Annotated in this window: 14 protein-coding genes; 2 read left to right on the top strand and 12 right to left on the bottom strand. The window is 37.9% G+C overall.

All coding sequences use genetic code 11. From position 1 onward, the window contains the following. Positions 1-216 precede the first annotated feature (216 nt). Positions 217-876 (top strand): YigZ family protein, encoded by a 660-nt coding sequence (locus tag EO115_RS07090; RefSeq protein WP_126938259.1) that lies wholly within the window; start codon positions 217-219, stop codon positions 874-876. Between the two features lie 71 nt (positions 877-947). Here EO115_RS07090 and EO115_RS07095 read toward each other — a convergent pair whose 3' ends face one another. After that, complete coding sequence (locus tag EO115_RS07095) at positions 948-1,157, bottom strand: hypothetical protein (RefSeq protein ID WP_126938260.1); 210 nt, start codon at positions 1,155-1,157, stop codon at positions 948-950. A gap of 443 nt (positions 1,158-1,600) precedes the next feature. Between EO115_RS07095 and EO115_RS07100 the strand changes: the two genes are divergently transcribed. Then, the gene (locus tag EO115_RS07100; RefSeq protein ID WP_126938261.1) at positions 1,601-2,497 is read left to right on the top strand and encodes a LysR family transcriptional regulator; all 897 of its coding nucleotides are present in this window, start codon (positions 1,601-1,603) and stop codon (positions 2,495-2,497) included. 74 nt (positions 2,498-2,571) lie between these two features. Here EO115_RS07100 and EO115_RS07105 read toward each other — a convergent pair whose 3' ends face one another. The 11 genes from EO115_RS07105 to EO115_RS07155 form a co-directional block, all read right to left on the bottom strand. Next, positions 2,572-3,897, bottom strand: coding sequence for an APC family permease (locus tag EO115_RS07105; protein WP_126938262.1), 1,326 nt, complete (start codon positions 3,895-3,897; stop codon positions 2,572-2,574). Between the two features lies 1 nt (position 3,898). Then, positions 3,899-4,621, bottom strand: coding sequence for a gamma-glutamyl-gamma-aminobutyrate hydrolase family protein (locus tag EO115_RS07110; RefSeq protein ID WP_126938263.1), 723 nt, complete (start codon positions 4,619-4,621; stop codon positions 3,899-3,901). A 240-nt stretch (positions 4,622-4,861) separates the two neighbouring features. Continuing rightward, positions 4,862-6,514 carry a ShlB/FhaC/HecB family hemolysin secretion/activation protein gene (locus EO115_RS07115; RefSeq protein ID WP_240628993.1) on the bottom strand — a complete coding sequence of 551 codons (1,653 nt, stop codon included), beginning with the start codon at positions 6,512-6,514 and terminating at the stop codon, positions 4,862-4,864. 23 nt (positions 6,515-6,537) lie between these two features. After that, positions 6,538-8,082 (bottom strand): immunity protein YezG family protein, encoded by a 1,545-nt coding sequence (locus tag EO115_RS07120; RefSeq protein WP_126938265.1) that lies wholly within the window; start codon positions 8,080-8,082, stop codon positions 6,538-6,540. A gap of 2 nt (positions 8,083-8,084) precedes the next feature. Next, positions 8,085-11,207 carry a DNA/RNA non-specific endonuclease gene (locus tag EO115_RS07125; RefSeq protein ID WP_126938266.1) on the bottom strand — a complete coding sequence of 1,041 codons (3,123 nt, stop codon included), beginning with the start codon at positions 11,205-11,207 and terminating at the stop codon, positions 8,085-8,087. A gap of 339 nt (positions 11,208-11,546) precedes the next feature. Then, positions 11,547-12,689 (bottom strand): hypothetical protein, encoded by a 1,143-nt coding sequence (locus EO115_RS07130; protein WP_126938267.1) that lies wholly within the window; start codon positions 12,687-12,689, stop codon positions 11,547-11,549. Between the two features lie 9 nt (positions 12,690-12,698). Next, on the bottom strand, positions 12,699-20,363 hold the full coding sequence (locus EO115_RS07135; protein ID WP_126938268.1) for a filamentous hemagglutinin N-terminal domain-containing protein: 7,665 nt from the start codon (positions 20,361-20,363) through the stop codon (positions 12,699-12,701). A 136-nt stretch (positions 20,364-20,499) separates the two neighbouring features. After that, on the bottom strand, positions 20,500-22,050 hold the full coding sequence (gene citF, locus EO115_RS07140; RefSeq protein ID WP_126938269.1) for a citrate lyase subunit alpha: 1,551 nt from the start codon (positions 22,048-22,050) through the stop codon (positions 20,500-20,502). Beyond that, entirely contained in the window at positions 22,040-22,972 is a 933-nt protein-coding gene (locus EO115_RS07145; protein ID WP_126938270.1) for a CoA ester lyase, read from the bottom strand. Before EO115_RS07145 ends, citF begins: the two co-directional genes overlap by 11 nt. Further along, positions 22,972-23,241: a citrate lyase ACP gene (locus EO115_RS07150; RefSeq protein WP_009352869.1), complete on the bottom strand. Its 270-nt coding sequence runs from the start codon at positions 23,239-23,241 to the stop codon at positions 22,972-22,974. The genes EO115_RS07145 and EO115_RS07150 overlap by 1 nt, the downstream gene beginning before the upstream one ends. 122 nt (positions 23,242-23,363) lie before the next feature. Further along, positions 23,364-24,785, bottom strand: a complete 1,422-nt coding sequence (locus EO115_RS07155; RefSeq protein ID WP_126938271.1) for a DASS family sodium-coupled anion symporter — start codon at positions 24,783-24,785, stop codon at positions 23,364-23,366. Between the last annotated feature and the right edge of the window lie 396 nt (positions 24,786-25,181).

Consider the following 25,181-nt stretch of genomic DNA (forward strand, 5'->3'; position numbering starts at 1 on the left):
AACACATATCCCACATTTTTCATAGTATATACATTATATAGATTGTCTAGCCAAACATAGTTACACAAAACATTTTATACTATCTTTGTAACATTGTCCGATTATACAAATCTAAAAGTCTATATTGGATAGACGACCGTATCCTATCAACTTATGTTATACTATAAATGTTCAACCATTGTAAACTAATTTTATTATTCTTATACAGGAGTTCCTATGTCAGATATCCCGCATTCTTATATTACCATAGCCAATGAGTTCAGAACCGAATATATCATTGAAAAGTCTCGTTTTATAGCCACCATTGCCCCAGTATCTACAGAAGAAGAAGCGCAAGCCTTTATGCAACGCATTTCCAAAGAATTTTGGGATGCTACCCACAACTGCACTGCCTATGCCATCGGACCGCGCCAAGAACAACAGCGATCCTCTGATAACGGAGAGCCTTCTGGTACAGCTGGTAAACCTATGCTAGAAGTATTGAAAAAAACTACGATTACCAATGTGGCTGTCGTAGTCACTCGCTATTTTGGTGGTATCAAGTTAGGTGCCGGTGGATTGATTCGAGCTTACTCTCATAGCGTCGCAAAAGCCGTGCAAGAAGGTCCTAAATTACTCATTGCCCCTCGGCAAATCGTATCCCTTACCATCGACTATTCCTACTTTGGATCTGTGGAACGACAACTGCAAACATTGGAACTCCCCTATCAATCAACATTTACAGATACCATTTCTTTAGAAATATATGTGGAACCAAGTTTTGTAAGTGAGTTAGAAACTACTATCACGAATCTCACAGGTGGTAATTTGCTCTGGGAGTTACAAGACATTCGCATGGTAGAATTACCCTACTCTTTTTCAACCGCTGAAGAGTAGAGTCAGCTTCACAGTAACAGCGAACACTATAGAAAAAAGCCACAGTGTTTTCCTTCACTGTGGCTTTCATGCTATGTATCAGATGATTCCTTCTCTAAGGAATCCATACATTTTGTTTTGCAACACTCAGATACAAATTCGCCTACCGCTTCTTCATCATGTAATTCAGACGTCCATGGATGTGGCCAGCCTTTAATATGATTATCCTTACATTGGCTAGATTCACAAGATTCTAAGCGATGTTCTTTTAAATGTTCAAGCCATGTTGTTAATAAACCCATATAGCCACTTCCTTTCTTACCATTGCGTATGCCCTTTTTATATCATTTGGCATACGAATTCCTATTCTATATCTATAGTATATAATAATGCTCTCCATTTGTAAAATTACAGCTACTTATTATCTTATGACTCTTCATTATATATACTATAGTCTATCGTGTATAGTTAGGAACCATTTGGCATTTCTAGGGTACATTATTGCTCATAAAGCCACATTAGTATACTCCATACTCTATGGACTATATGACGTTATATGTGCATTATTTTACAACGCTATATTTCATGTATATTAATATAAGAATAATAGAAGACGAAATTGAAAATTTATAGTACAATAATAAAGTAAAGGTTAACAATAAGAAGTTCTATTGTACGATGATGTGCGCCCATGAATAGAAATGAACTAACATGACATCTGACTACGTATGTTTAGGAGGATACCATGGATACATCTTACTATTATAATTTTATCATCTTAGTACAAACGGGGAATATGACGCAAGCAGCAGAGATACTGCACATTACTCAACCAGCTTTAAGTAAGCAACTCAAGTACTTAGAAGCAGAGTTTGGTACCCCCCTCTTAGTGATCAAGCGTGGCCAACGTGGTGCTAGCTTTCACCTGACAGAAGCAGGCCGTATTTTCTATGAGAAAGCACAGCAATTATGTTCTATTGAAGAGTCTACCTATGCTGATGTAAAACGCCTTAGCTCTGAAGTAGAAGGCACATTGCGTATTGCTTCGTCCGCATCTCGGTCCACTGCATTAATACAACAATATTTACATTTTTTCTCTCGTCAGTATCCTATCGTTCGTTATGAAATATACGAAGGATTAATGACAGATGTAACAGAATCTTTATTAAATGGTAGTGCTGAAATTGGTCTTTGCAATGAGCAAATGGTAGATTCCAATAAATTTGATATTTTATATACGGAAGCTGAAGATTTATATGCTCTATTCCGCAAAGATTTATTTTGGACAGATCGAGACTTAGAAAGCATTTCTTGGAAAGACATTTCCAAATGCCCACTCAGCTTATCTGGTGGATCCGTGCGCATGCTTATGCAAGCACACCACAATGACTTCTCTTCATTAAATGTCATTTCTGTGACCACTACTAAAAGCTCTGCCATCGAATGGGCTCAATCAGGTAGAACTATTGCTATCATCCCTATGGATGGACAAGAAACTGTATCACATCCCGATATGACTCGCATTAAACTATCAGAGCTGACCAATACATTCTATAAAGCTTTCATCACGATCAAAGGGCAACCTTTATCCATGGTGGCACAACAATTTTTAGAATTCTATAAAGCTCATGCTGGTTCTTAATCTTCAAGAACCTATGCAAACTAACAAAGGCTAGTTGATTTCATTCAACTAGCCTTTTCGTATATAATTATGGACTATAATTCATCTGTTTCTTTTAGTAACCCTCGTTGTTTCTTATTCAAGTACAAGAAATATAAAGGTAAAATAATGACGCATCCACCAAGTCCCCAAATCAATTGTTCTGTTTTTGCTTGTGCCAACATCCAAATCGATGTGATGATCGCAATCACAGGGATAATGATGCCACCAGGTATTTTATAAGGACGTTCTTTGTGAGCCCATTTTTTACGGAAAATAATAACAGAAATACAAGTTGGTAAATATTGTGTGAATCGAGAGACTGCGCTAATCGCCGCCAACTGTACGAAGCTACCACTCCATGCTAATAATAGACTGAGTATTCCAGTAACAATACAAGCCACCACCGGTGTACCCCAGCTTGTACGTTTTGCTAGAACACTTGGCAACATACCATCTTCTGCCAAAGAAGTAGCAATGCGTGGTCCCAAGAAGGATTGGGCAATATTAATGCCACCCATAGACAACAATGTACCTGCTAATACGAAATACATTCCCCAAGGCCCCATAATTTGACCAAATGCAGTTTGTAATGGTGCTTTGTCATTAGCCAAGGCATCTCCCATGATACCAATACACACTGCTAAAACAAGCATATACAATACAGATACAATAATCATCACCGTAATAATAGCACGAGGAAGATTCTTCTTCGGATTTTCCATATCTTCTGCTGCTACAGCAATAGCTTCAAAACCAGTGTAGGCAAAGAATAACAAAATAGCGGCCGCCGCGAAAGACCCAGATAATCCCCCATCTGAAAGTTCTACAAAATCTGCTACAAATGGCGTAAAGTTACTGCCGTTAATGGCAAATAAACCAATCACAATAAACGCAAATAACGGAACAAGCTTAGATACGGTAATCAAATTATTTAATATCTTTGTCATATTAACGCCAATAATATTAATAATCGTCAATAAAACGATAATAATAGTGGCGATGACATCTTTCATAAAATCTCCAGATAATGCTGGAATCGCTGCACCTAAAGCGGTAGCAAATCCCACCGCCATAACAGCCCAAGCGATGAGGACAACAATCCATTTCAAGACGCCTACTTCAAAGCCCCAAAAATCGCCTAATGCATGCTTCGCATATAAGTACGGTCCACCATTACGTGTAAAAAAGCCTGCCACTTCTGCAAAGCACAGAGCTATACAAATTGCTAAAAATGCATCAAATAGTAACACACCCAAACTAGCCGGGCCAATCAATGCGTAGGCTTTATTAGGTAGCAAGAAAATACCCGTTCCCACAATGGCATTAATCCCTAATAAGACAATACTCCAAAATCCAAATTTACTTGTTTTTTGTTCCATACTACACCTCTTTCTGAGCCGCCAATACAAAATCTTCAAAAATTACCTTATTTAAATCTGTATGACGCATCATTTCTGGATGGAATTGGTAGGTCCGTAAATATGGATACTCTGTGCCTTCCATCGCTTCAACAACAGAATCTTTCGCACGACCTACTACACGCAATCCTTCGCCTACTTCTTTTACAATTTGATGATGATGGGAGTTCACCATCACTTCTTCACCTAGCAGTGTATACAGTTCAGAATCTTTTTCGATGACCATAGAATGAGTCGGTAGCTCTGCTCTTTGACTTTGGGAATGTTTAATTGTGGCAAAGGCTGGTAAGTCCTGATATAAAGACCCTTTATGAGCTACATTTACAATCTGATGTCCACGGCAGATACCCATAATAGGTATACATCTTTCCTTCGCAAAGGCTAATAAACGCATATCAAAGATATCACGTTCTGGCCAAATCTCACCCAAGCCACGCTCTGGTTCTTCCCCATAGAATTGAGGTGCAATGTCGTGACCTCCAGAAAGGATGAGCCCATCTAAGCGTTCTACCAATGCTTTCAATGTAGCTTCATCTTCTTGAAAAGGAATAATCACAGGAATCCCACCTGCTTCTAATACAGACTGTACATAGTCATCATTCACATAGGATCGTTTATATCCAGGAAATGGTCCTCCTTGATCGATCATATGAGAACCTGAGATACCAATTAATGGTTGTTTCATACACATCACTCTCCTTACTACTTTTGTATGAGTCTATACCTATGATAAAGGATATGCATAGATAATACAACTGCATTCCGTATTCTATCTATAGTTATCTTGTATATCTATTTATACAATCAGGTTAGAACATATAAGTCTAAATACACAAAACAGAGATTAAACTATGATAGCCTAATCTCTGTTTCTACATGATCGCTACTAACTTGTATTGGTTCATGTCTATACAGTACGAGATTTTTAGAATGCTGCACTCATCTGTATTCCTAGGACTCGATATAGCACTTTAAAACCGTTTGGTACATGTAATGGTGTGGAAAGAAATATATTATAGTTAGCACTTCCATAACGTCCTTTCATACCAATGGCTCCGCCCCATAGCTCTGTACCCAATATATCTTCCGTAGATTTACCGTACACTTTGCCATAATCCAAACCTAAATACAGTGAATGATTTTGATCCAATAATACATCTAAGGTATTACGCACATAGAACCCTCGTTCTGCAGCTAAGTTTCTATCACCAGTAAATCCACGCACTGTATACCATCCACCAATGGTAAAGAACTCACTACTATAGAGGTTACTATTCGTATACTGTCCTTTTGCTTCCATTGTATAGGTTGATTTCCGATTCCAAAGCGTCATTGTACGCTGATAGTTCACTTTCCCCGTATATATATGATACTGTGTGGTGGCTTCACCTAAATAATCGGTAGGGCCAGGACTAGCCCACCAAGGAACACCTTTTTCATATTGAACTAACCAATCTAAACTTCCATTCTTGCTATATCGTTTCTGATGTATTCCTATAGACCAAGACGTGGTGTTTCTCCGCTGCACATCAATTTCACTACCATTGATAAAAGAATGCCTTGTCTTATGCGTAAGACCTTGAACTAATTCTGTAATCTGTTGGCTATTCCTATGCAATACGTGCTTCCATCGTAATTCATCACTAGTAAAGTTACCACTAGAAATAAAAGGTTTTATGGCATAGCCAACCCGTTGTTGATAGTATGAATTAGAATGGCTAAGGGTGATGCTATCATTTCCGATAGGTATTTGGTATGATACATAACTCGATTTGCTTATATTGATACTATCTGAGTGTCTAGATCTAGTTAAACTATAGTACAAAGTATCACTACGATCTAATGGTCTACCTACTGTGATCGATACATTCCCTTGAAAGCGTCCTGTCCCTTCATTACCAAAATTATCGAATCCTGTGGTAACTTCTACTTTGGACTTATTTTCTATCTGAAATACCACTATAGATGTACCTAACTTACTTCCTGGCTGTAACTGGACCTTAGCCTTTTGATGGGGTACTGTATTTAAATTATCTACAGTTTGTTCTATCTTCCGTATGTTTAAAATATGCCCCTTATGAAAGGCTAATGCATTTGTATAATTACCTGCGACACCCTTAAATTGTATTTCTTCCACGGTTCCTACCAGCAAAGATAACCGAAGTGTGCCACTCCCTATATTTTGAGGCTCCATATAGACCTTAGATGTGACATACCCTCTATCTAGTAAGGCGGTATTCAGTTCCTGCAACAAGGTATTAATTGTTTCTACCCCATATGATTGATGTTCTTTCTTAGCCACCATCGTTTGCAGAAAATTAAGTTCGGGCGGAACCTGTGATAACTCGATATGATGAATTAAAAATTCTGGTTCATCACTAGATAGTTGATTCATTTTTTGAGGTACTATTCCCTCTCTAAGAACTGTGAAAGCCGGTGTTTCCTTTTGTTCTACATAAGATATAGAACGCTCCATCTGGTCTAGCAATTTACCTTGCTCATCTATAGTATTGGCATGAATACTATGAAAACATGCCCCTATACACAAACAGGCAAGACCTGTAACTATTTTATGCACTGTCAATCCTAGACTCCTTTATATTAAAATTTAGCATATTCATTTTCTGGTACAATAGTTGCTATTTTATCGTCAGGTAAGTTAGGACTCTTAATGCCTATTTTTTCATAAGACCATAGGTCAAAGAGTTCATTCTCATAAGCTTGCTCCGCTAATATATCGTAACCAAAGTTAGTGGAAATATGTCGCTCTTCATCTAGCATATAGGAGAACACTGTCCACGGCTCAAGATGGCATGCAATAAATGCATTTCTCATATAATTCGACCACAGCGCTAGCTGTTCCATTGTAGCATCATAGGTAGCCTTAGAAACCACCTTACGGTCTACCATCTCCTCAAAAGTAAGGTATTCACCGTCGACAATAATATACCCTAGTTGACGGCATACCATTCCATCATTCTCTGCATATAGGTATACCCGTTGATATGCATCTGGCAAGATAGAATACAAAATATCGTAACTATTTTGAAGATATTGTGGGATCAAATCGTGAATATCTTCCCCTGTAAATTCTATAGCTGAATCTACACTAACCATTTCTTCTTCCTCCTCTTCCATAAACTGAGACATATCTATGTGCATAGTCCCTGTGATACATTCCTCATGGGGGGCTACTGCATGCGTATGCAGTGGTTCTCCATCCGGGGAGAAATATCTCTCTTCCCAGGCATTTAGCAAGGCTAGTTCATCAGTAAAATTATCTTCTGTGACATTGTCGTATACATAAGAGAGCTCACCGGTGGGGATATCGTAGATGTAGTCCAAAGCCTTATACGTATCATCTCGAATATACTTTATAGAATCAACCTCTGTTGTCCACTCCCAACAATCTGCAGCTACTCTAAAATCTACTGTACCTGCAAATTTTGATTGTACATTTCTTTCTTTTATCCATGTTTTATCTTTATATTCAACATAGATATTCATTTTTTTCTTATTGCAAATTACATCCAAATGAAAGTATATTCGTACAATATCTTTAGTCAAATACGGGCTAATGTAAGGTATACTTTTATACATCACAGTCTCCACTAAAAACTGTAAGTCAACAACCTTTTCTTTAAGCTGCAAATTTCGTTCTGGAACAATTTTATAAGCCTCAATAAATTTATCTACTTCTTCACTCCATAGTATAGATCTCTTATATCCTGTTAATTTATATCCCCAAGCCGCTGGTACTGTACCTGCAGATCCAAAACTATTAAGATTCTCATAATATTCAAACTTAACATTTCCCTTATTAGATAACCGTAACGTCATTAGATTTAAATAGTTTATTGGGTCAGTCGTTTCATAATCAAATGCTCTTTTTCCTATTTTAGCAAAATTACGAGCAAAGTCTAATATTTCGCGACTTAATAGTTTTGATGTATGGTAAAAAGTACCTGAGTCTATGAATGTACCATCTGTAAATGTAATGAAAAAGTGTCCTCTATATGCTCTACCCACATAATCATTAAGAACGATAATTTCTTCCCAATTTTTCGGAATGTGCTGCTTTGCCATATAATTAACAGCTTCCAATAACTCTCCTTCCATTCTAGTTTTTTCTTCTTCTATAAACATAATTAACCTCCATTTGATAAATAAATTTCATCCTTAAATTCTCCTATTTCGTATTTTACATTAAATCCGGTAGGTCTTTTATTAGCCTCTGCATAATCAAGAGTTATATTAATATTTACAGCTTTACCATCTTTCAAAGCATTCTCCCATAGTTTCTCTACATCTCTATATTCAATAGTATTAACAATCTTATCCATAGCAACTAGATTATCTAATTCTCCTGATCCACCAAAGATTCGAGCTATCAGATGTCCACCATGGTCGCCCCGTAATCGGTCTTCATAACCTGCTTTTAATTGATCTCGGTTATTTCTCTTACCAGCTTCTAAGCGTAAGTCTCCTTGGGCAACCTTTATACGGCCTAATTCATCAGTTTGATAATAATATCCTTTACTCTCATATATAATATTTTCCTTTAATTGTCTAGTTCCCACTCCTGGTTTATATTGCTCACCATTCCGATAAATATCAGGACTATCAGCTAAGTTTGTTGTATTAGTAGTAGGACTTGCCGTTTCAGTAGTAGTTTTTTTAGGAGATTCTTTTTCGTTAATTTTTATCTTTTTAGTAGCCGCTGTTTCCTTGGCTATCACATCAGCTTCTTTTCCAGTTGCTTCTACTTTATTTTCAATAGCATTTATTTTATTTACATTAATAAGAGCTTTTTCTTCATCAACAATTTTCCCCATAGCAACAGCGGTTTCAAATGCTTTTTCGAACTTAACGCGCTGAGGTGTATATTCCATTATCTTATGTACTTGATTCAAAAACTTAACCTTAGATAGTTTTATCTTATCTGGGCTAAATATAATACTTGCTACTATTTCTGTTGCTTGCCCTAACAAGACTCCTTTTCTCTTATGATCATTCCCCCATGCAATATCATATATTTCATTAGTTATCTTATATAATTGCTCAGTGTACTTTTGCATATTAGAAAAATGCCTTAGCTCTTTTATTAACTGCTGTATATCATTTACAACGCCAATCGGATTAAAGATTAATTCTTCTAAAAACTCAATTTGCCCTTTAATATCACTTTTTAAAGCATCACCAAATCCCTCACTGAAACCTCCTAAAAACTCTCTTACAGGCTTATATCTAATAATATCACCTAAAGGTACACTTTTTTCATCGGTTGGATATAGATTCAATTCATTTTTTAATATAGCATCATCCCCTGTATAAATAATATTCTTTTTATTATTTGCACCAATATACTGGGTTTTAAAATCCCCATATATTGGGACTAGTCTTTTTTCAACTTTATTAATTAAGTAATCTTGTCCGAGACCATTTTTGTCGGCTACCCATACGACATATCGATCTGGTAAATCTTCAATCCAGAGTTCTTCCTCTTTCCCATCTTTTAATATACTAAATTTTATATCCTTAATATCTTTAAGGTCTATAGGTTCCTTATTAGCTACTTTAGTTTGTAATGCCTCTGTCAACTGTACTGTGACTTCCCCATTAAACCATCTACGAGGTCCATAACGATTCCATTTCGTTCCATCTTGTGCAATACTAGCACCTTCTAATCCATGTCCACCCAATAACTTATCTACAGTATAGCCAAGACTAGCAGATAACATTTGAGCTCTTGCTGGATGATCCTTTGCTAATTTACTTATGGATTGTATCAATGCTTCATTGAGGCCACCAGATATGGCACCAGTTGTAGGATTTCCTTTTACGATAGCTGACGTAATAGCACCAGATAGAGCATGCAATGCGACCTTTTCAGATGAACCATCTTCATAGATTCGTTGTCCTTTTGCATCTCTCATTTCACCAAATCTATGAATTGCTTCATTCATATACTTACTGAATAGCTTAGCTGTTTCTTGTCGTTCTGCAATACCTTGCTTATCAAAAATAGTGGCTAATGTATGTAGTGAATCTTCTGTATCTCTACGGATAGTATTGAGATTTACCTCAGGCTCTTCTACTGTTAGCACTCCTTTAGCGATTGCTGAATAGGTTGTGCTATTGGCTCTTCCCTGTTCCCCAGGCATAAGCGTAGGTACTAATCCAAGTTCGTTATATTGCTTACTACCTTTCCCAATCGATGGATCCGCCAAATACGACAATCCTTTAGACCCATAGGTATACTTCGCCCTATTCTCCATATCCTTCATAACTAACTGTTTTGTTTTCAGTGTATTTGTATCTGTTTGACTAGCTAGTAAGGCTCCTTCTAATGTAGTCCTATTGCCTACGGATAAGTTGAATCCTGTACTTCCTGCATAAAGTCCAGATTGGTGAATTACAGAAGTATATTTACTATCTATATCCGTCCGTTGTGCAGAACTTTGTAATGATTTAAATGTTCCTTTCTTAGATAGGCTAAGTCCCATACCACTTGATGTAGTATGGTCTGTATAGTCATGTGTGTCTTGTACAGAGTGAATCTCTAAATTTCCGCCAATATTTGCTTGAATATCCTCACCCTTAAGTACACCATCTTTAATGTGTACATCCTGTTTTGTAGTCACTCCAAGGGTATTCGTTGCTATTATCTTCGTAGGATTATGGACTATGTCTGTGCCTGCAATATTGCCTTTACTGCCACTGGCATTGACAGATATGTCCGAGAATCGATGTTGTAAGAGATCGTAGGAAATACCTAGGCCCGCTTGTTTCTGTTTCATACTCTGGGTCATCTTAGAAGTTGTTTCTTTGCCCTTCACATAGATACTGTTCGCAGAATCTAAGGTAATATCCTTACCTTGTACATCACTTCCTTCTATGCGAAGATCATCCTTCTTAGTAGTAACACGAATATGTCCATCGGACACAACTGTCGATCCTTTTGCTATCTTTGTATCTACGTTTGTAGAAGCTTCGCTTCTTTCTGTGCCTAAAGATAGATTGAGGTGTAAACTCTTAGCTTGGTCTTTCCATTTAGACTTGTTAAAGGATGTCTTGACATCGTCATAGGTTTTATAGGCTAATAAGGCTTGCAATCGTTCATCTTTTACAGTGTGTGCTCGTGTGAGTGTACCTAGTGCATTGTTTGCAGTATCTACTAAGCGATTCGACAAAGACAGCGTAAGCCCCGTTTTAGAAAATGTATGTGTTTCTCCTGTATGGGATGTGGTATAACCATTACGGATTGTCACACCAGAACCTTGGAGCTGTATATCCCCTTTAGATGTTACATCACTGGCTTCTACTTGTGCTGTGCCTGTAGCACCTAGGGCGACAGAACCAAAGCGACTACCTATGACGCTGCCTTTGGCTACACTGCTCTTAGAATCGTAAATATCTGTTTGTTTTTGTGTACCAATGGTAAAGCTAAGACCGCCATTACCAAAGATACCAGATTTACGTACTTCCTCACGATGGGTAGCTATAGATTCTTCAGGACTTGAATTGAAGTTTCTTTTCCCTGATTTATAACGTTTTCATTTAATTATACAGTAACAAAAATAGTAAAATTAGTATCTTTTAATCAATATCTATCCTTTAGACTTGATTATTGTGTCAACACAAGAATATTCACTGCGTTGGAGACCAAACAGCAATTCCCCTAGCTCTATCTCTTTTTTCCTTTCTTCTCCAACTACGTCTATATATACCTTATAATTTATTTCTTGTTGTCTATCATATCCTAGACGGTCCAATATATCTATAGCTTCATAATACAACTTTGTAGTGAAATCAAATAACACCTCTGCATCGTCGCCAAAAACATTCCTTTTGATAGTTATTATATTAAACTCATTGTCCTTAACAGTTATTGTTTGTTGTACCTGTATATAAAACGTTTTTATATACAACGATACATATATATATGTTGCTGAAACTACTTGAATATCTCCTTCATTAGTGCAATAAGTACCTATATGCCATACATGACTTTGTTCTTTATCTGGTAGCCTACCCCCTCCATATTCTTTACATAAGGAATCTAATTCTTCAATTGCTTGAGAATGCATACATCTAGAAATATATTCATCCACAACATACTCCTCATCTATAAATTTACTGTGATTCACTAAATGTATGATTTCTTCTGCAATATTAGTTAAAGATTGATCAATATCCTTTGCAATTTTACCGTTAGAATCAACAAGTTCTTCGCCATAACACAATATATATCCTAAATAGTGTTGGCCTCCTAAAAATTCCTCACCTGACCTTGATTCATCCATGGGAACTAAAGGAATCCTTTCGTGTATATCAACAGTAGAAATGTTACTATAACCATTTAAATTCAATAATTCTTCAATATATTGTCTTTCCTTTAAATAATCATAAAAAACATCTTTTATAGTTATTGCATATAAACTAAGGCTATTGAAAAGTATGCCATACTTTTCACGATTACTTAAAATCGCTTCATATTCATAATAAATTTCATAACATGGGGACTTAGGATAAACCTTAACCTTCATAGTTGTCACAAATGTATCACAATCATTAAGAGTTAATTTTTGACGCCCATATTGTATAAGTAGTTCTGGACCAAAACTATTTACTATATGATTTTTTAGTTTACAGTCTGAATACAAAAAATCAAACGACTTGTAACTTTCTACTTGATTCATTATTTCTTTCTTACTTATAATGCATTGATTAAAGGAATCTTTATTTTTCATTATAATACCTCATCGAATTCTTAAAACCCGATTTTTCTTTTGTTTATTTTGTGGAATTAAATCGATATTTACCTCATCAATATGTTTCATATTTCTATCAAACTTTTCAAATCTGCCGTGCATTGTATCTATTGTATAATAAAATCCATTATTATCTTTATATACTATTCTACCATCTAATGACCTTCCTACTTTTTCCCATCCATAATCTGAAGCAATTCCTTTTAACTTAGTAAATACTGTTCCTATTCTTTCTTCTACTGGCATTTTAGAAATCGCTTTTTCAAACTCTTGAGCTCTTGAATCACTAGGTTGTAATGACTCTATTCCATCATTTTTACTATTCGTACTCCGTTTTATAAATAATGTATTAAGATTATGATTTATCTCTCCAGAAAATTTCTTTAATGAAAGTAAACCGTGTGTAGTAGAAATAATACCTTCACCACTATATCCTAATGCTGCTTGTCCATAATTTAAATTACTAATAGATCCTACATGTGATTTATAAAAACCACTAGCTACTTCAAATCCACCTTGTGCTCCCCCAACTATATTTCCTATAACTTTACCAGCTAAGTATTCTGTACTATTCGATGAAATAGGATTAATTTCAAGAACATTTTTAGCTACAGAATGACCTACTCCATAGCCTACAACATCATCATATCCTTTTACTGACCCTGCAAGAATTTCTATTGTTTTGGCTAAAATAGGACTTGAAGCTTGACGATTAGCAGCAAAAGCTCTTCCATTATAAGTAACATAGTTGACCGTTTCTCCATCCCACTCTGTTCTTTGAACATTCCATCCATGATCAGCCAAAAAATCTCCAAATTGATCATAAGTATAGTCAGCGTTTCTATTAGTAAATAAAAACTCTCCATTAATATAGACGTAATTATTACCATCATATGATGTTACTACTCGACTTCTTCTATCAGCATAAATATCGCCATCATTTAAATATGAATTTTTTGACGAGTATAGAATACCGGCTTCGATGTCCCTTCTAACATCATTAGAAAACTGCACACTTTCTAGGCTACGCTCAGTCATTTTCGCTAATGTATAATTGAGACCTTTTTTAAAGTATTCAGGATTTGTCCATGTATATATACTATCAGCTACAGAACCATCTATTATTTCATCTTTTTCATCTTCTGTACCAATACCATGTTGTACCCTATAATTACTAATAGCAAAATACATTCCAATTATTTCAGCACGTCTTTTCTCACTCTCTGCTTCCATAAGTTGTCTCAAAAATGCTTGTTGCTCTTCATGTGTTAACCAGTTAAATTTATCTGCATAAGTTTTTAACGAGTAATAAGGATTATTCGACTTTTCTGCTATAAAATTTGATATAGAATAAAGCCCCTTTGATACATTTGATGGAAGTTTTTTACTATACTCATTTATAGAGCCATAAAATCCTCCTTGAAGCATATTATATCCGCCCAATGAGCTGAGAAATCCACTCGCTATACCATGAGCAATAACCTTATATAAGCCTCCATCTCCCCATTTATGATAATTACGTTCCAGCTTATTTACTAATGATTTATTTCCACTCTTTTCAGCCTCTACCTTTTTTGACAACAAGGATTTTTGTTTTTTATAAGCAATATCACCAATTAAGGTAAAGATTTTACTTGATAAATTTCCTATATATTCAGACTTTTCTATAGCTTTGTTCTTTATAAAAATCTGAGGTAGTGGATATATATTATCCTCTATGTTGCTATCTTCATTTTTTAAGGATACATTGATCCCATCTGTTACAATACTACCTTTTGCGATAAATGTTTTTGTTCTATTGGAAATGCTATCACTTATAGGTAGCAAGTGAATATCATTATATTGAAAATCTATTTTATTATTGGCTTTATTACCTATATTAATTCTATTAGATCTATTACTTATCTTACCAAAATAAGTATGCCCTGTTACACTATACTTCGCCCTATTCTCCATATCCTTCATAACTAACTGTTTTGTTTTCAGTGTGTTCATATCTGTACGACTAGCTAAGAGAGCTCCTTCTAATGTGGTCGTATTGCCTACGGATATGTTGAATCCTGTATGTCCTGCATAGAGTCCAGACTGGTGGATTACAGAGGTGTATTTGCTATCTATATCAGTCCGTTGCAAGGAACTTTGTAACGAGTTAAATGCCCTCTTCTTAGATAGGCTAAGTCCCATACCACTTGATGTAGTATGGTCTGTATAGTCATGTGTGTCTTGTACAGAGTGAATCTCTAAATTTCCGCCAATATTTGCTTGAATATCCTCACCCTTAAGTACACCATCTTTAATGTGTACATCCTGTTTTGTAGTCACTCCAAGGGTATTCGTTGCTATTATCTTCGTAGGATTATGGACTATGTCTGTGCCTGCAATATTCCCTTTACTGCCACTGACATTGACAGATATATCAGAGAATCGATGTTGTAAGAGATCGTAGGAAACACCTAGGGATGCTTGTTTCTGTTTCATACTCTGGGTCATCTTAGAAGTTGTTTCTTTGCCCTTCACATAGATACTGTTCGCAGAATCTAAGGTAATGTCCTTACCTTGTACATCGCTTCCTTCTATACGAAGATCATTCTCCTTAGTAGCAATACGAATATGCCCATCTGACACAACTGTCGACCCTTTTGCTGTCTTTGTATCTACGTTTGTAGAAGCTTCGCTTCTTTCTGTCCCTAAGGATATATTGAGATGTAAGCTCTTAACTTGGTCTTTCCATTTAGACTTGTTAAAGGATGTCTTGGCATCGTCATAGGTTTTGTAGGCTAATAGAGCTTTCAATCGCTCGTCTTTTACAGTGCGTGCTCGTGTGAGTGTACCTAGTGCATTGTTTGTAGTATCTACTAAGCGATTCGACAAAGACAGCGTAAGCCCCGTTTTAGAAAATGTATGTGTTTCTCCTGTATGGGATGTGGTATAGCCATTACGGATTGTCACACCAGATCCTTGGAGCTGTATATCTCCTTTAGATGTTACATCACTAGCCTCTACTTGTGCCGTCCCTGTAGCACCCAAGCTAACCGAACCAAAGCGACTACCAATGATGCTGCCTTTGGCTACACTGCTCTTAGAATCGTAAACATCTGTTTGTTTTTGTGTACCAATGGTAAAGCTAAGACCGCCATTACCAAAGATACCAGATTTACGTACTTCCTCACGATGGGTAGCTGTAGATTCTTCTTGTGCTGATGTAATCGTTAAATTGCCCTCACTCTTAACCGTAACATCTGCATCCCCTACTATATGGCTAGCTCGGACTTGTACGTCTTGCTTACCATCTACCTTGACAGTATGACTTGAAATAGTAGAACCTACGACTGTATCTGTACGTCTATGGTCATAGGTATCCAGTGTGGTAGATGACAAGAAACCTCTATCTTTTTGATGTACCTCAGATAATGTTTCATGGCTCTCAGTACCATGTGCAATAGATACTCGACCTGCTTGTACGTCTACAAGACCCGTTTTACTATGTATGGTACTTGCATTCACGGATATATTATTATCCATACGCACCTTAACACCAGTCTCACCTTCAATAGTAGCTCCTAGATTCTGTTCTTCTATGACCATCTTACGGTTGAAATAGTCACTACCTCTAGCACCAACAGCTACATCTGATAAAGTTCTGTCTGTTACATTCGTAAGGGCTAAAGAGCTCCCTGTAAGGTCCACTGTATATCCTATGATACGGGAGCCTTGTAATGTAATCTCTCCCCCTTGCACTTGCACCGCATGTCCTTGTACGGTACTGCCTAGATACTTAGTAGAATCTAAGGTCACACCACTAGCTTTACTTTGATTTTGTAACGCAAGGGCAGAGAGTTGTATATCTTTGCCTACTAGACTCACCGTACTACCACCTTGTACATTAGACCCTACAGAGCGTATGGTATCCCCTTGGATATGGATACCACCGTCACTAGTGATACTAGCATTTCCATGCCCTGTATCTTGTTGATGTCCAAATGAACTACTAGTCGTTACTTGCGTTTCATTACGGATGTCCTTTCCTTCTATATGAACACGGTCTTTACCATGTATACGTCCAGAAGTATTTTGTAACATATCTGTTCGTATAGACACCAGATTCCCATCGATAGCCCCACTGAGATTTTGAACATTTCTACCTACAATGGACAGAGAACCCTTTGCTTGTATGCTACCAGTATTATCTAGTTTTTGGCTTATCACCTGCACATCTTTACCTAAGACTATACTACCATCTTTGCGCAAATCTCCAGGTTGTAAGATGCTGTTAGGTATCCCTGAAAGTAGGGACGGATCATGGGTTGTATACTTCGTAAGGCTATGACTGCCTTGACGGAGTTCTTCTTTTGCTATTTCTTGATCTTCATATCCATTGCGTAATCGAGTATACACTCGTTCTGGGTCTGCTTGTAATCTAGTGACCATATAATCACTAGATAAAAATTGCTTTTTATCTGTATATAACGGATTTTCTTCTACCTTAGAGACGGCAAGGGGATCTGTCGTCATATAAAGTTGTTTTGACGGTTCCAACACTGGAGTCACTAATTTGGAAACATCTGTAGGTACAATCGCAGTTTCAACCTTTTTATCTCGTAAGGCATAGGCAGTTCCATCTGCCTCAAGGGTTGTATTTGCAAATGCCTTCGAGTGGATACTTGTAGTTCCATGACTACCTAGCACAGCAATGCGTTCACTAGATGGACTACTTTCAGCATCAAAGATTTCGTGATGTTCATAGGGAATATCTGTATGTCCATAGACCCATCTAGATCCTATATTGATACCTAGAAATCTTCTAGTCTTTTTATATTTCCAATAGTGTCTATCTCTACCTATATCATCATGGTGAATCGTCCCTTGATAGCCCGTATTCATAATGGAATCTGCCGTAACCTGTAAACCGTTCTTAGCCATAATCTGGCTGTATGTATTTTGAACATTTTGTCCTGTAATATGAATTGTACCATCGCTCAGTATTCTAGATGTAGCAGTTTCCTCTTCTATGGTTCCTGTATGAATCGTTCTATGATATCGTCTATCTGCCTCATAATAGTTAGGCTGGTCTAGATGTGGTATTCCCTCGTACTTATCTTCTTCTGAAACAGTCCATCCAGTCTTAAACACATCCTTATGATTCCGTACCTTAGGAGCTGTAATAGTAAGATCACCTTTGACAATGACATCAGAGGACCTATTTTCAAAACTCTCTCTTCCCAGCACATAAGCATTGCCTTTTACATACATATCTGAACCAAAGTAAGATCCCTTGCCATTTATGTTCCGAATGTGACGACCTTGCACACGCAAATTACCTAGCACATGCCACAATCCACTGGTGTTCGTCACATCCTCTTTCATATCTATCTCTGCATCATTTTTTGCAAAGAGGATGCCTTTCGTATTGGCAAAAGTATTTCCTTGTATCTGCAAGGTATCCTTCGCAATGATAGCACCCATATTTATACTTTCTACATTGCCTACGCCTAAGTGCATCACACCATGACTGACCACATGGGACGCATCGTTCTGTAAGGTATCTCCCGTGATATGCATACTATTACCAGCTTCTAATACAGAGGAGTTGCTATTACGAATATAATTCGCTGAGATATGTACATTCTGATTTGCCTTCGTAATGCTCCTATCTTGTACAAGCTCATTTCCAGCAAATTGGAGAGAATCTTTACTTTCTACAAACCCTGCATTGTGCATTGTTTTGGCAGATATATGCATAGTATGTGCCGCTATATTCCCTGTATTCTCCAAAGAATCTGTGTCAATACGAAGATGACGGCCCCATAGTTCACTGCGGCGGTTACGTAGATGGTCACTGATGAAAGTACTATCTATCTGTTGTCCACCATAGCCTTTGCCTACGATGTCTATATAAGATTTTCCTTGCAAGGTCATATGAGTGCCATTGATCACGCCTAATCCATTGACGGTCATACCATTAGGATTCACAATGACTACATCTGCTGGATTTCCTGCCACTTCTATATATCCCTTCAAAATAGATGGGTTCGTAGAAGTGACCTCATTAATGATTGTCTTAGCACCATTCCCAGCTAAGAACATATTTTTATCTATGTAGCCAGCCAATTGAGTCTTCGTATATTTCGTGGCATTATTGAGAATAAGACCTCGCTCTTTCACATTAAATTGTGTGTATACATTGTGAGAAATACCATCTCCTGTAACTGGAGCAATATGTAGGATATCTATACCATTTCGCGTCGTATCTAGGATAGGTTGACGATTCTTGAGGCTATTCGTATCTACAGTAATAGGTAACTCTTCTTGTGTATCCTCTACCACAACCTTGCTAGGTATGTGAGGGATAGGTTGTATAGTAGGCGTATGTAAGGGGTTCTCTAGTGTCGGTTTTGGGATATCTACAGGTATTTCAGGATTAGGTGTTTCCGACTCTATATGCAGTTTATCTTTCGATACTACTTGTATATGATTTCGATCTACTTCTACATGTTTCCCACGTACAGTGATATCCCCAGACTGAGAGCGTATACCTCCTTGATACACAATAGAGTCTGTACCTTGGATAGCTAGATTCTCTGCACTGGAAATCACTCCCTGTCCACGTAGATTAGTAACATTTGCCTCAATCTGTTTTCCTTGTAGATTCCCATCGTTGGTCAGGGCACCACTTTGTATTGTCACAGTTTCATCGCCAACTATGGTGCCACGATTATGTAAGTCTTGGCTACGAATTTCCAATTCTTTGGAACTGTGAATGCTAGTAGGTTCTTGCTGTGAATCACCTTGTTCAATGGTAAGATTTCCTGCTGTGTCAATATGTAGTGTACCTGCTATGGCATCGATAGATCCACTGATATTAACTCCAACTCCAGATTCTGTACCGATTAAGGAAATGGTGTTTCCATACATACCACCAAGAGCACCTACATCTAAGGCAACCCCTGTAGGTGTACTTTCACCAGATTCCATGGCTGTTGCAGTTCCATCCGCATAGTTCACTGTATTACGCCCTGTGATAGCTCGAACAGAATCTTGTGCCACCACATCTGCATTGATACGTATCGTCTTTGCTAATAAATCCACCTTTGAAATAGGGGGATATACATTAGCTCCACTTTGTTCTGTAGGTGCATTGATGGCCCCTGTTACCTCAATCTTTCCTTTCTCAATAACAAAGTTTTCTAACTGACCATCTACCATACGTGGGACACCTGTAGTAAGCGTGGCTTTTGGGGTGTTAATAAAATGAACGCCTTTGATAGAAATCCCATTGGGATTGGCTATGACCACATCTGCTGGCTGTCCTGCCACTTCAAAAGCCCCTGCTAGCTGTGAGGAATCCGTCCCTACCACTTCATTGACAATAAGATTGGCAGACTCTCGTAAATTAGGGTTTACACTGATGGGGCCAATCTGAGTGCTAACTGTAGGTGTAGTCGCATTGTTAAAGATAGCCCCCGTATCTGTAGAAAAGGACTCATACCGATTATGGGATACTCCATGGATGGGACTCGCAATCTGTATAACTGGGATAGACCTACTATTGTCTACCACTACCTCTTGACTTACAATCCCCTGTGCCGCATAGGTCCCTAATTGTAAAGATAATGTAATCCATACCGTTAAGAGTTCTTTTCTTTCTTTTTTCATATCAATACCCCTATTACATAACGACCATACCTATAAAACCCGATATGTTCTATTCTTTCATCATACCACATATAGGCAACACTAAAAAAGACTAAGCCCGAAAGCCTAGTCTTTTTCATGTACTTATTTATGCAGTTTATAGCAATGGTTTACGTACTACGTCGATGATGGAACCATCACGATATTCGATGATAGCTACTACATCTTTAGGGTCTTGGGATACCTCAATACCTTCTGGTTTTCCAACCATGTCGTACGCCATTTGTTGTAACTCTTCAATTGTGTAAATTGGCAAGCTGGAATCTTTGAAACGTTCAATTAAATCTTGGCGATTTGGATTGATCGCGATACCACGCTCTGTTACCAAAACGTCGATACTTTCACCTGGTGTGATAACAGTTTCTACACGTTCACGAATCATTGGTAAGCGACCACGAATCAATGGGCAAGTGATAACAGTTACTTTTGCGCCTGCTGCTGTGTCGGAGTGACCACCGGAGGCACCCATCAAGATACCATTGGAGTCAGTCATACAGTTTACGTTGAAGTCTGTATCGATTTCTGTAGCGCCTAAGAACACTACGTCTAAGTAGTTTGTCATGCAGTCTGTTGTAGGGTCTGCGTACATGGATGCGCTCATTTCAATATGATTTGGATTTGTATCCAAAGATGCTGCTGCTGTTGTATCAAATGTTTGTGTATCATAAATCGCTTTGATGTGACCTTTTTCAAGCATACTTACTAGTACGCCTGTAGCACCGCCAACACCGAATCCACCAACAACACCTTTTTTCTCTAATTTTTCGCCGATAAATTTAGCAACTGCTAATGGAGCTCCACCAGCACCCAATTGGAAGGAGAAACCTTCTTGGATAATGCCAGCTTGATCAAGGAATTCTGCTGCCATTTCCGCAATTTTGATTTGTACAGGGTTTTTCGTAATCCCTACAGCACCAGATGCGATACCTTCTGGATCACCGATAGCCTCTACTTCTACGATGTAGTCTACATCTGTTTGAGGAATGGAGATTGGGTATACATTGTCGATTAAGTTATCTGTTAACAATACAGTTTGATCTGCATAGTGGGAGTCAACCATAGCATAACCTAACGCACCACAAGCAGATTTGCCTTTACGACCTGTGGCATTACCACGACGGTCACAAGCAGGTACGCCCATGAAAGCTACGTCAATATGAGCCTCTCCTGTGCAAACTGCACGAGCACGTCCACCATGAGAACGTATCACTACTGGACGCTTTAATACGCCTGGGTTCAAGCTTAAGAATTTACCCAATGCATCACGAAGACCAGATGTTTCGATGGCTGTTACTGTGCCATCTTTAATCATATCAATTAAGAACTCATGGCAAGGAGCTAAGGAAGAGTTAAGGATTGTAATATCTTTGATTCCTTTGGCTTGTACACAGTCCATTACAAGTTTCATTACATAGTCACCATTACGTAAATGATGGTGGAAGGAAATAGACATACCATCTTTCAAACCTACTTTTTCGATGGCTTCATCAATGGAGCCTAGCAATTTATCTTCACCTGGAGTGTGAAGTTTTACTGGTTTACCTGCACGTGTACCAGTTTCTGTCATTGCAAATTGTCCTTCATAGAGACGACGACCTTGAAGGCATTCTAATTCCATAGGAATGTCACGACCAATTTTATTTAACATCGATTTCTGCTCCTTCCTCAAGCTCTACTTTGATACCTGCTGCACGGGCTTTATCTACCACGCGTTGTGCACGTACTACGATAGGACCGTCGATCATTTTACCATCTACAGCGATAACGCCTTTATTGTTGCGAAGTGCTTCTGCATAGGAGTTCAATACTTTTACAGAATGCGCAATTTCTTTTTCATCTGGCGTGAACACTTCATGGATAATTTTGATTTGGCTCGGGTGAATGCAAGATTTTCCATCATAACCTAAGGCTTTGATGAATTCTACTTCTTCACGGAAACCTTGTGGGTCTTTTACATCGGAGAATACTGTATCAAGCACACGGATACCTGCTTCACGAGCTGCATGAAGGATCGTTTGACGAGCAAATAACAATTCATGAGCTGGTTTATGTTTACCTGTACGAAGGTCAGCACGATAATCTTCTGCACCAAGTGCGATTGCTACTACACGAGGACCTTGTGCGATTTCACGTACATTGTATAGACCTTTTACGGATTCGATAGCTACGATAATGTTGATGGTACCTTCTTCCCAACCGTTCGCTTTTTCTACTTCTTCAATTTTCTTAGCAACGATTTCTACTTCAGATACATCTTCTGTTTTTGGAAGACGAATCAAGTCAGGTTTTGCTGGTACGATGACATCAAGGTCAGCATAGCCATATGGAGTTTGTGTTGGATGGTTGATACGAACCACTGTTTCACCTTTGAGTTTTAAAGTTTTCAAAGCTTCTGCTGTCAATAGACGAGCTGTATCTTTTTCAGTGACTGCTACGGAGTCTTCAATGTCAAACATGATGGAGTCTGCACCGTGGATATCAGCACTGTTGATCATTTTAGGTGTGTTACCAGGTACGAACATCATGGAACGAGATAAACGTTTTTTTGCTAATTCAGTTAATCGGCTCATTATGCTTCGCTCCCTCTTTCTAATGCACCCAATACACGGGCTTTAATCGTATAATCCCAAGCTGCTTTGTCGATAGCTGTTACTTTCACACCATCGAACCCTGCTTCTTTTACAGTGGCTTCGATGAAAGCACGAATATGCTTACCATAGGCACGCTCAACTTTTGATTTTAATTCTACTTCGATACCAGATGCAATTGGTTCAACCGTTACCAATACATCATTTTTTTCATCAAAGCCAGCCATAGCTGCTTTCACTAGATGTTTCATAGTCAATCCTTTCTCTCATAGGGAATATAGTATGAAAAGTCAGAGACCAGCGATAGAGAATCACTGGATTCTGACTTCATTAACTAAAGATACTATCTATCTACCTGATAGAGTCTGGCTTATTAAATTAAGCCTACGATAGACCACCAAATTGGGCCAAAACCAAGTGTTACCACTAGACCTAATACGGCAATCACAGCACCAGTTACCCACCATTGGCGTACTTCATTGTAACCTTCACCGAAGATGATTGGACCAGGGCCACCACCGAAGTGAGTGACAGCGCCACCAAAGGCATTTGTCATGAAGATCACAAGACCTAATGTCCAAGGATCAATACCCGCTACTTTACCTACTGTAAAGAATACTGGTACCATCGCAGCAATGTAAGCACTGCCGGATGCAAATAAGTAACGAACAGCAACAGATAATACTGCAATCACAATAAGAGCCAACATTTCATGGTGACCAAAGTTCATTTGTGCTTCTAGCACTTTTGCTAACCAGATAAAGAAGTCTGCTTTTGTTAAAGCGCCGGATAAACCAAGGATACCACCGAACCAGATCAATGTATTCCAGCCACCTTTATTTTGAAGAGCATCTTCCCATTTGATGGCACCGAACATATAGCAAGATACCATCGCTACTAGTGCTACCGCTGTCGCATCTAATTTAAATTTAATACCTACCATACCAAGAATAGATGGCAATGCCCATCCAAGTAAGGATAAGAAGAAAATAGCAATTAATACTTTTTCACCGGTAGATACAGGACCTAATTCTGCCAAACCTTCACGAGCAATTTTCTTATTGTCGATTTCTTTCAATTCAGGTTTGTTCAATGCATAAGTAACAAATGGTGTGATTAACAATAAGATTAAACCCGGTACGAATAAAGCCACTGCCCAAGTTACCCAGTCAATGGAAAGACCTAGGATTTTTTTGAAGTAATCCGCTGCTAACGCATTTGGCGCCATCGCTGTTAAAAATAAAAGGGATGTTACTTTTGTTACCATATATGTATTAGTCATTAAATAACGACCCACTTTGTTCGCTGTTTCACCTGGCTCAGAACCCAAGGATTTCGCTACGGAGTTCATAATTGGGAATACGATACCACCACAACGAGCTGTGTTAGATGGTGTAGCTGGGGAAATAATGCCGTCTAATAATGCTGTTACATAACCAAGACGAAGTGTAGTATGACCAAATGCATCGATCATATGGTATGCGATACGACGCCCCAAGCCTGTTTTTACGAAAGCTACAGAAATGGAGAATGCCGCAAAGATCAACCAAGTTGTAGTGGATGCATATCCGGATAATACTTCTTTTGGATTATTTAAGAATAAAGCAGATGCACCAATGGCAGATAATACTGCTACTGGAGCTGGGAATGGTTTTAATACCAATCCTACGATAGCGGCTAAATAAAAGCCAAATAATTTCCAAGCGCCGTCAGCTAAGCCTTCTGGAGCTGGAGTGAACCAGATTACCAGTGGTATAGCCCACGTAATCAAGGCATTGATGATTTTTTTGTTCATCTTGTGTCTCCTTACTACATAAGATATAAAAAACATTGCCTACGTCGATTGCACTCTTACTTTCTATAAACGTGAAACTAACTATATAATCAAATAATATATAAGGGCGGTTCACCACTTACTAGAATACTAGAATGTGCAAATATCTAGGTCTTTCTACGCTCCCATTATATCCAATCGTTTTAAAAGGGAAAAATAAAAATCCCTTATGGAGCTTATAAAAAATTTATAATTACGAAAAATCCATTGTTCATGCATTTTAGGAATATATAATTAACGCCTATGTACTGCGGTTTATCACACATCTATGTATATTTCACACTATTTTTTTGATAGATATACTGAATCATTGCTACTTTTATATAGGACTAAACAGTATCCTATGAGGCTATATAT

The organism is Veillonella sp. CHU740, from assembly GCF_003992055.1.
Classification (GTDB): Bacteria; Bacillota; Negativicutes; order Veillonellales; family Veillonellaceae; genus F0422.

Excerpts from the sequence above, each read along its gene's own strand:
- EO115_RS07110 (WP_126938263.1), bottom strand. The coding sequence starts at position 4,621 with ATGAAACAACCATTAATTGGTATCTCAGGTTCTCATATGATCGATCAA.
- EO115_RS07100 (WP_126938261.1), top strand. The coding sequence starts at position 1,601 with ATGGATACATCTTACTATTATAATTTTATCATCTTAGTACAAACGGGG.
- EO115_RS07145 (WP_126938270.1), bottom strand. The coding sequence starts at position 22,972 with ATGAGCCGATTAACTGAATTAGCAAAAAAACGTTTATCTCGTTCCATG.
- EO115_RS07150 (WP_009352869.1), bottom strand. The coding sequence starts at position 23,241 with ATGAAACATCTAGTGAAAGCAGCTATGGCTGGCTTTGATGAAAAAAAT.
- EO115_RS07090 (WP_126938259.1), top strand. The coding sequence starts at position 217 with ATGTCAGATATCCCGCATTCTTATATTACCATAGCCAATGAGTTCAGA.
- EO115_RS07130 (WP_126938267.1), bottom strand. The coding sequence starts at position 12,689 with ATGAAAAATAAAGATTCCTTTAATCAATGCATTATAAGTAAGAAAGAA.
- EO115_RS07155 (WP_126938271.1), bottom strand. The coding sequence starts at position 24,785 with ATGAACAAAAAAATCATCAATGCCTTGATTACGTGGGCTATACCACTG.
- EO115_RS07095 (WP_126938260.1), bottom strand. The coding sequence starts at position 1,157 with ATGGGTTTATTAACAACATGGCTTGAACATTTAAAAGAACATCGCTTA.
- citF (WP_126938269.1), bottom strand. The coding sequence starts at position 22,050 with ATGTTAAATAAAATTGGTCGTGACATTCCTATGGAATTAGAATGCCTT.
- EO115_RS07135 (WP_126938268.1), bottom strand. The coding sequence starts at position 20,363 with ATGAAAAAAGAAAGAAAAGAACTCTTAACGGTATGGATTACATTATCT.
- EO115_RS07105 (WP_126938262.1), bottom strand. The coding sequence starts at position 3,897 with ATGGAACAAAAAACAAGTAAATTTGGATTTTGGAGTATTGTCTTATTA.
- EO115_RS07120 (WP_126938265.1), bottom strand. The coding sequence starts at position 8,082 with ATGTTTATAGAAGAAGAAAAAACTAGAATGGAAGGAGAGTTATTGGAA.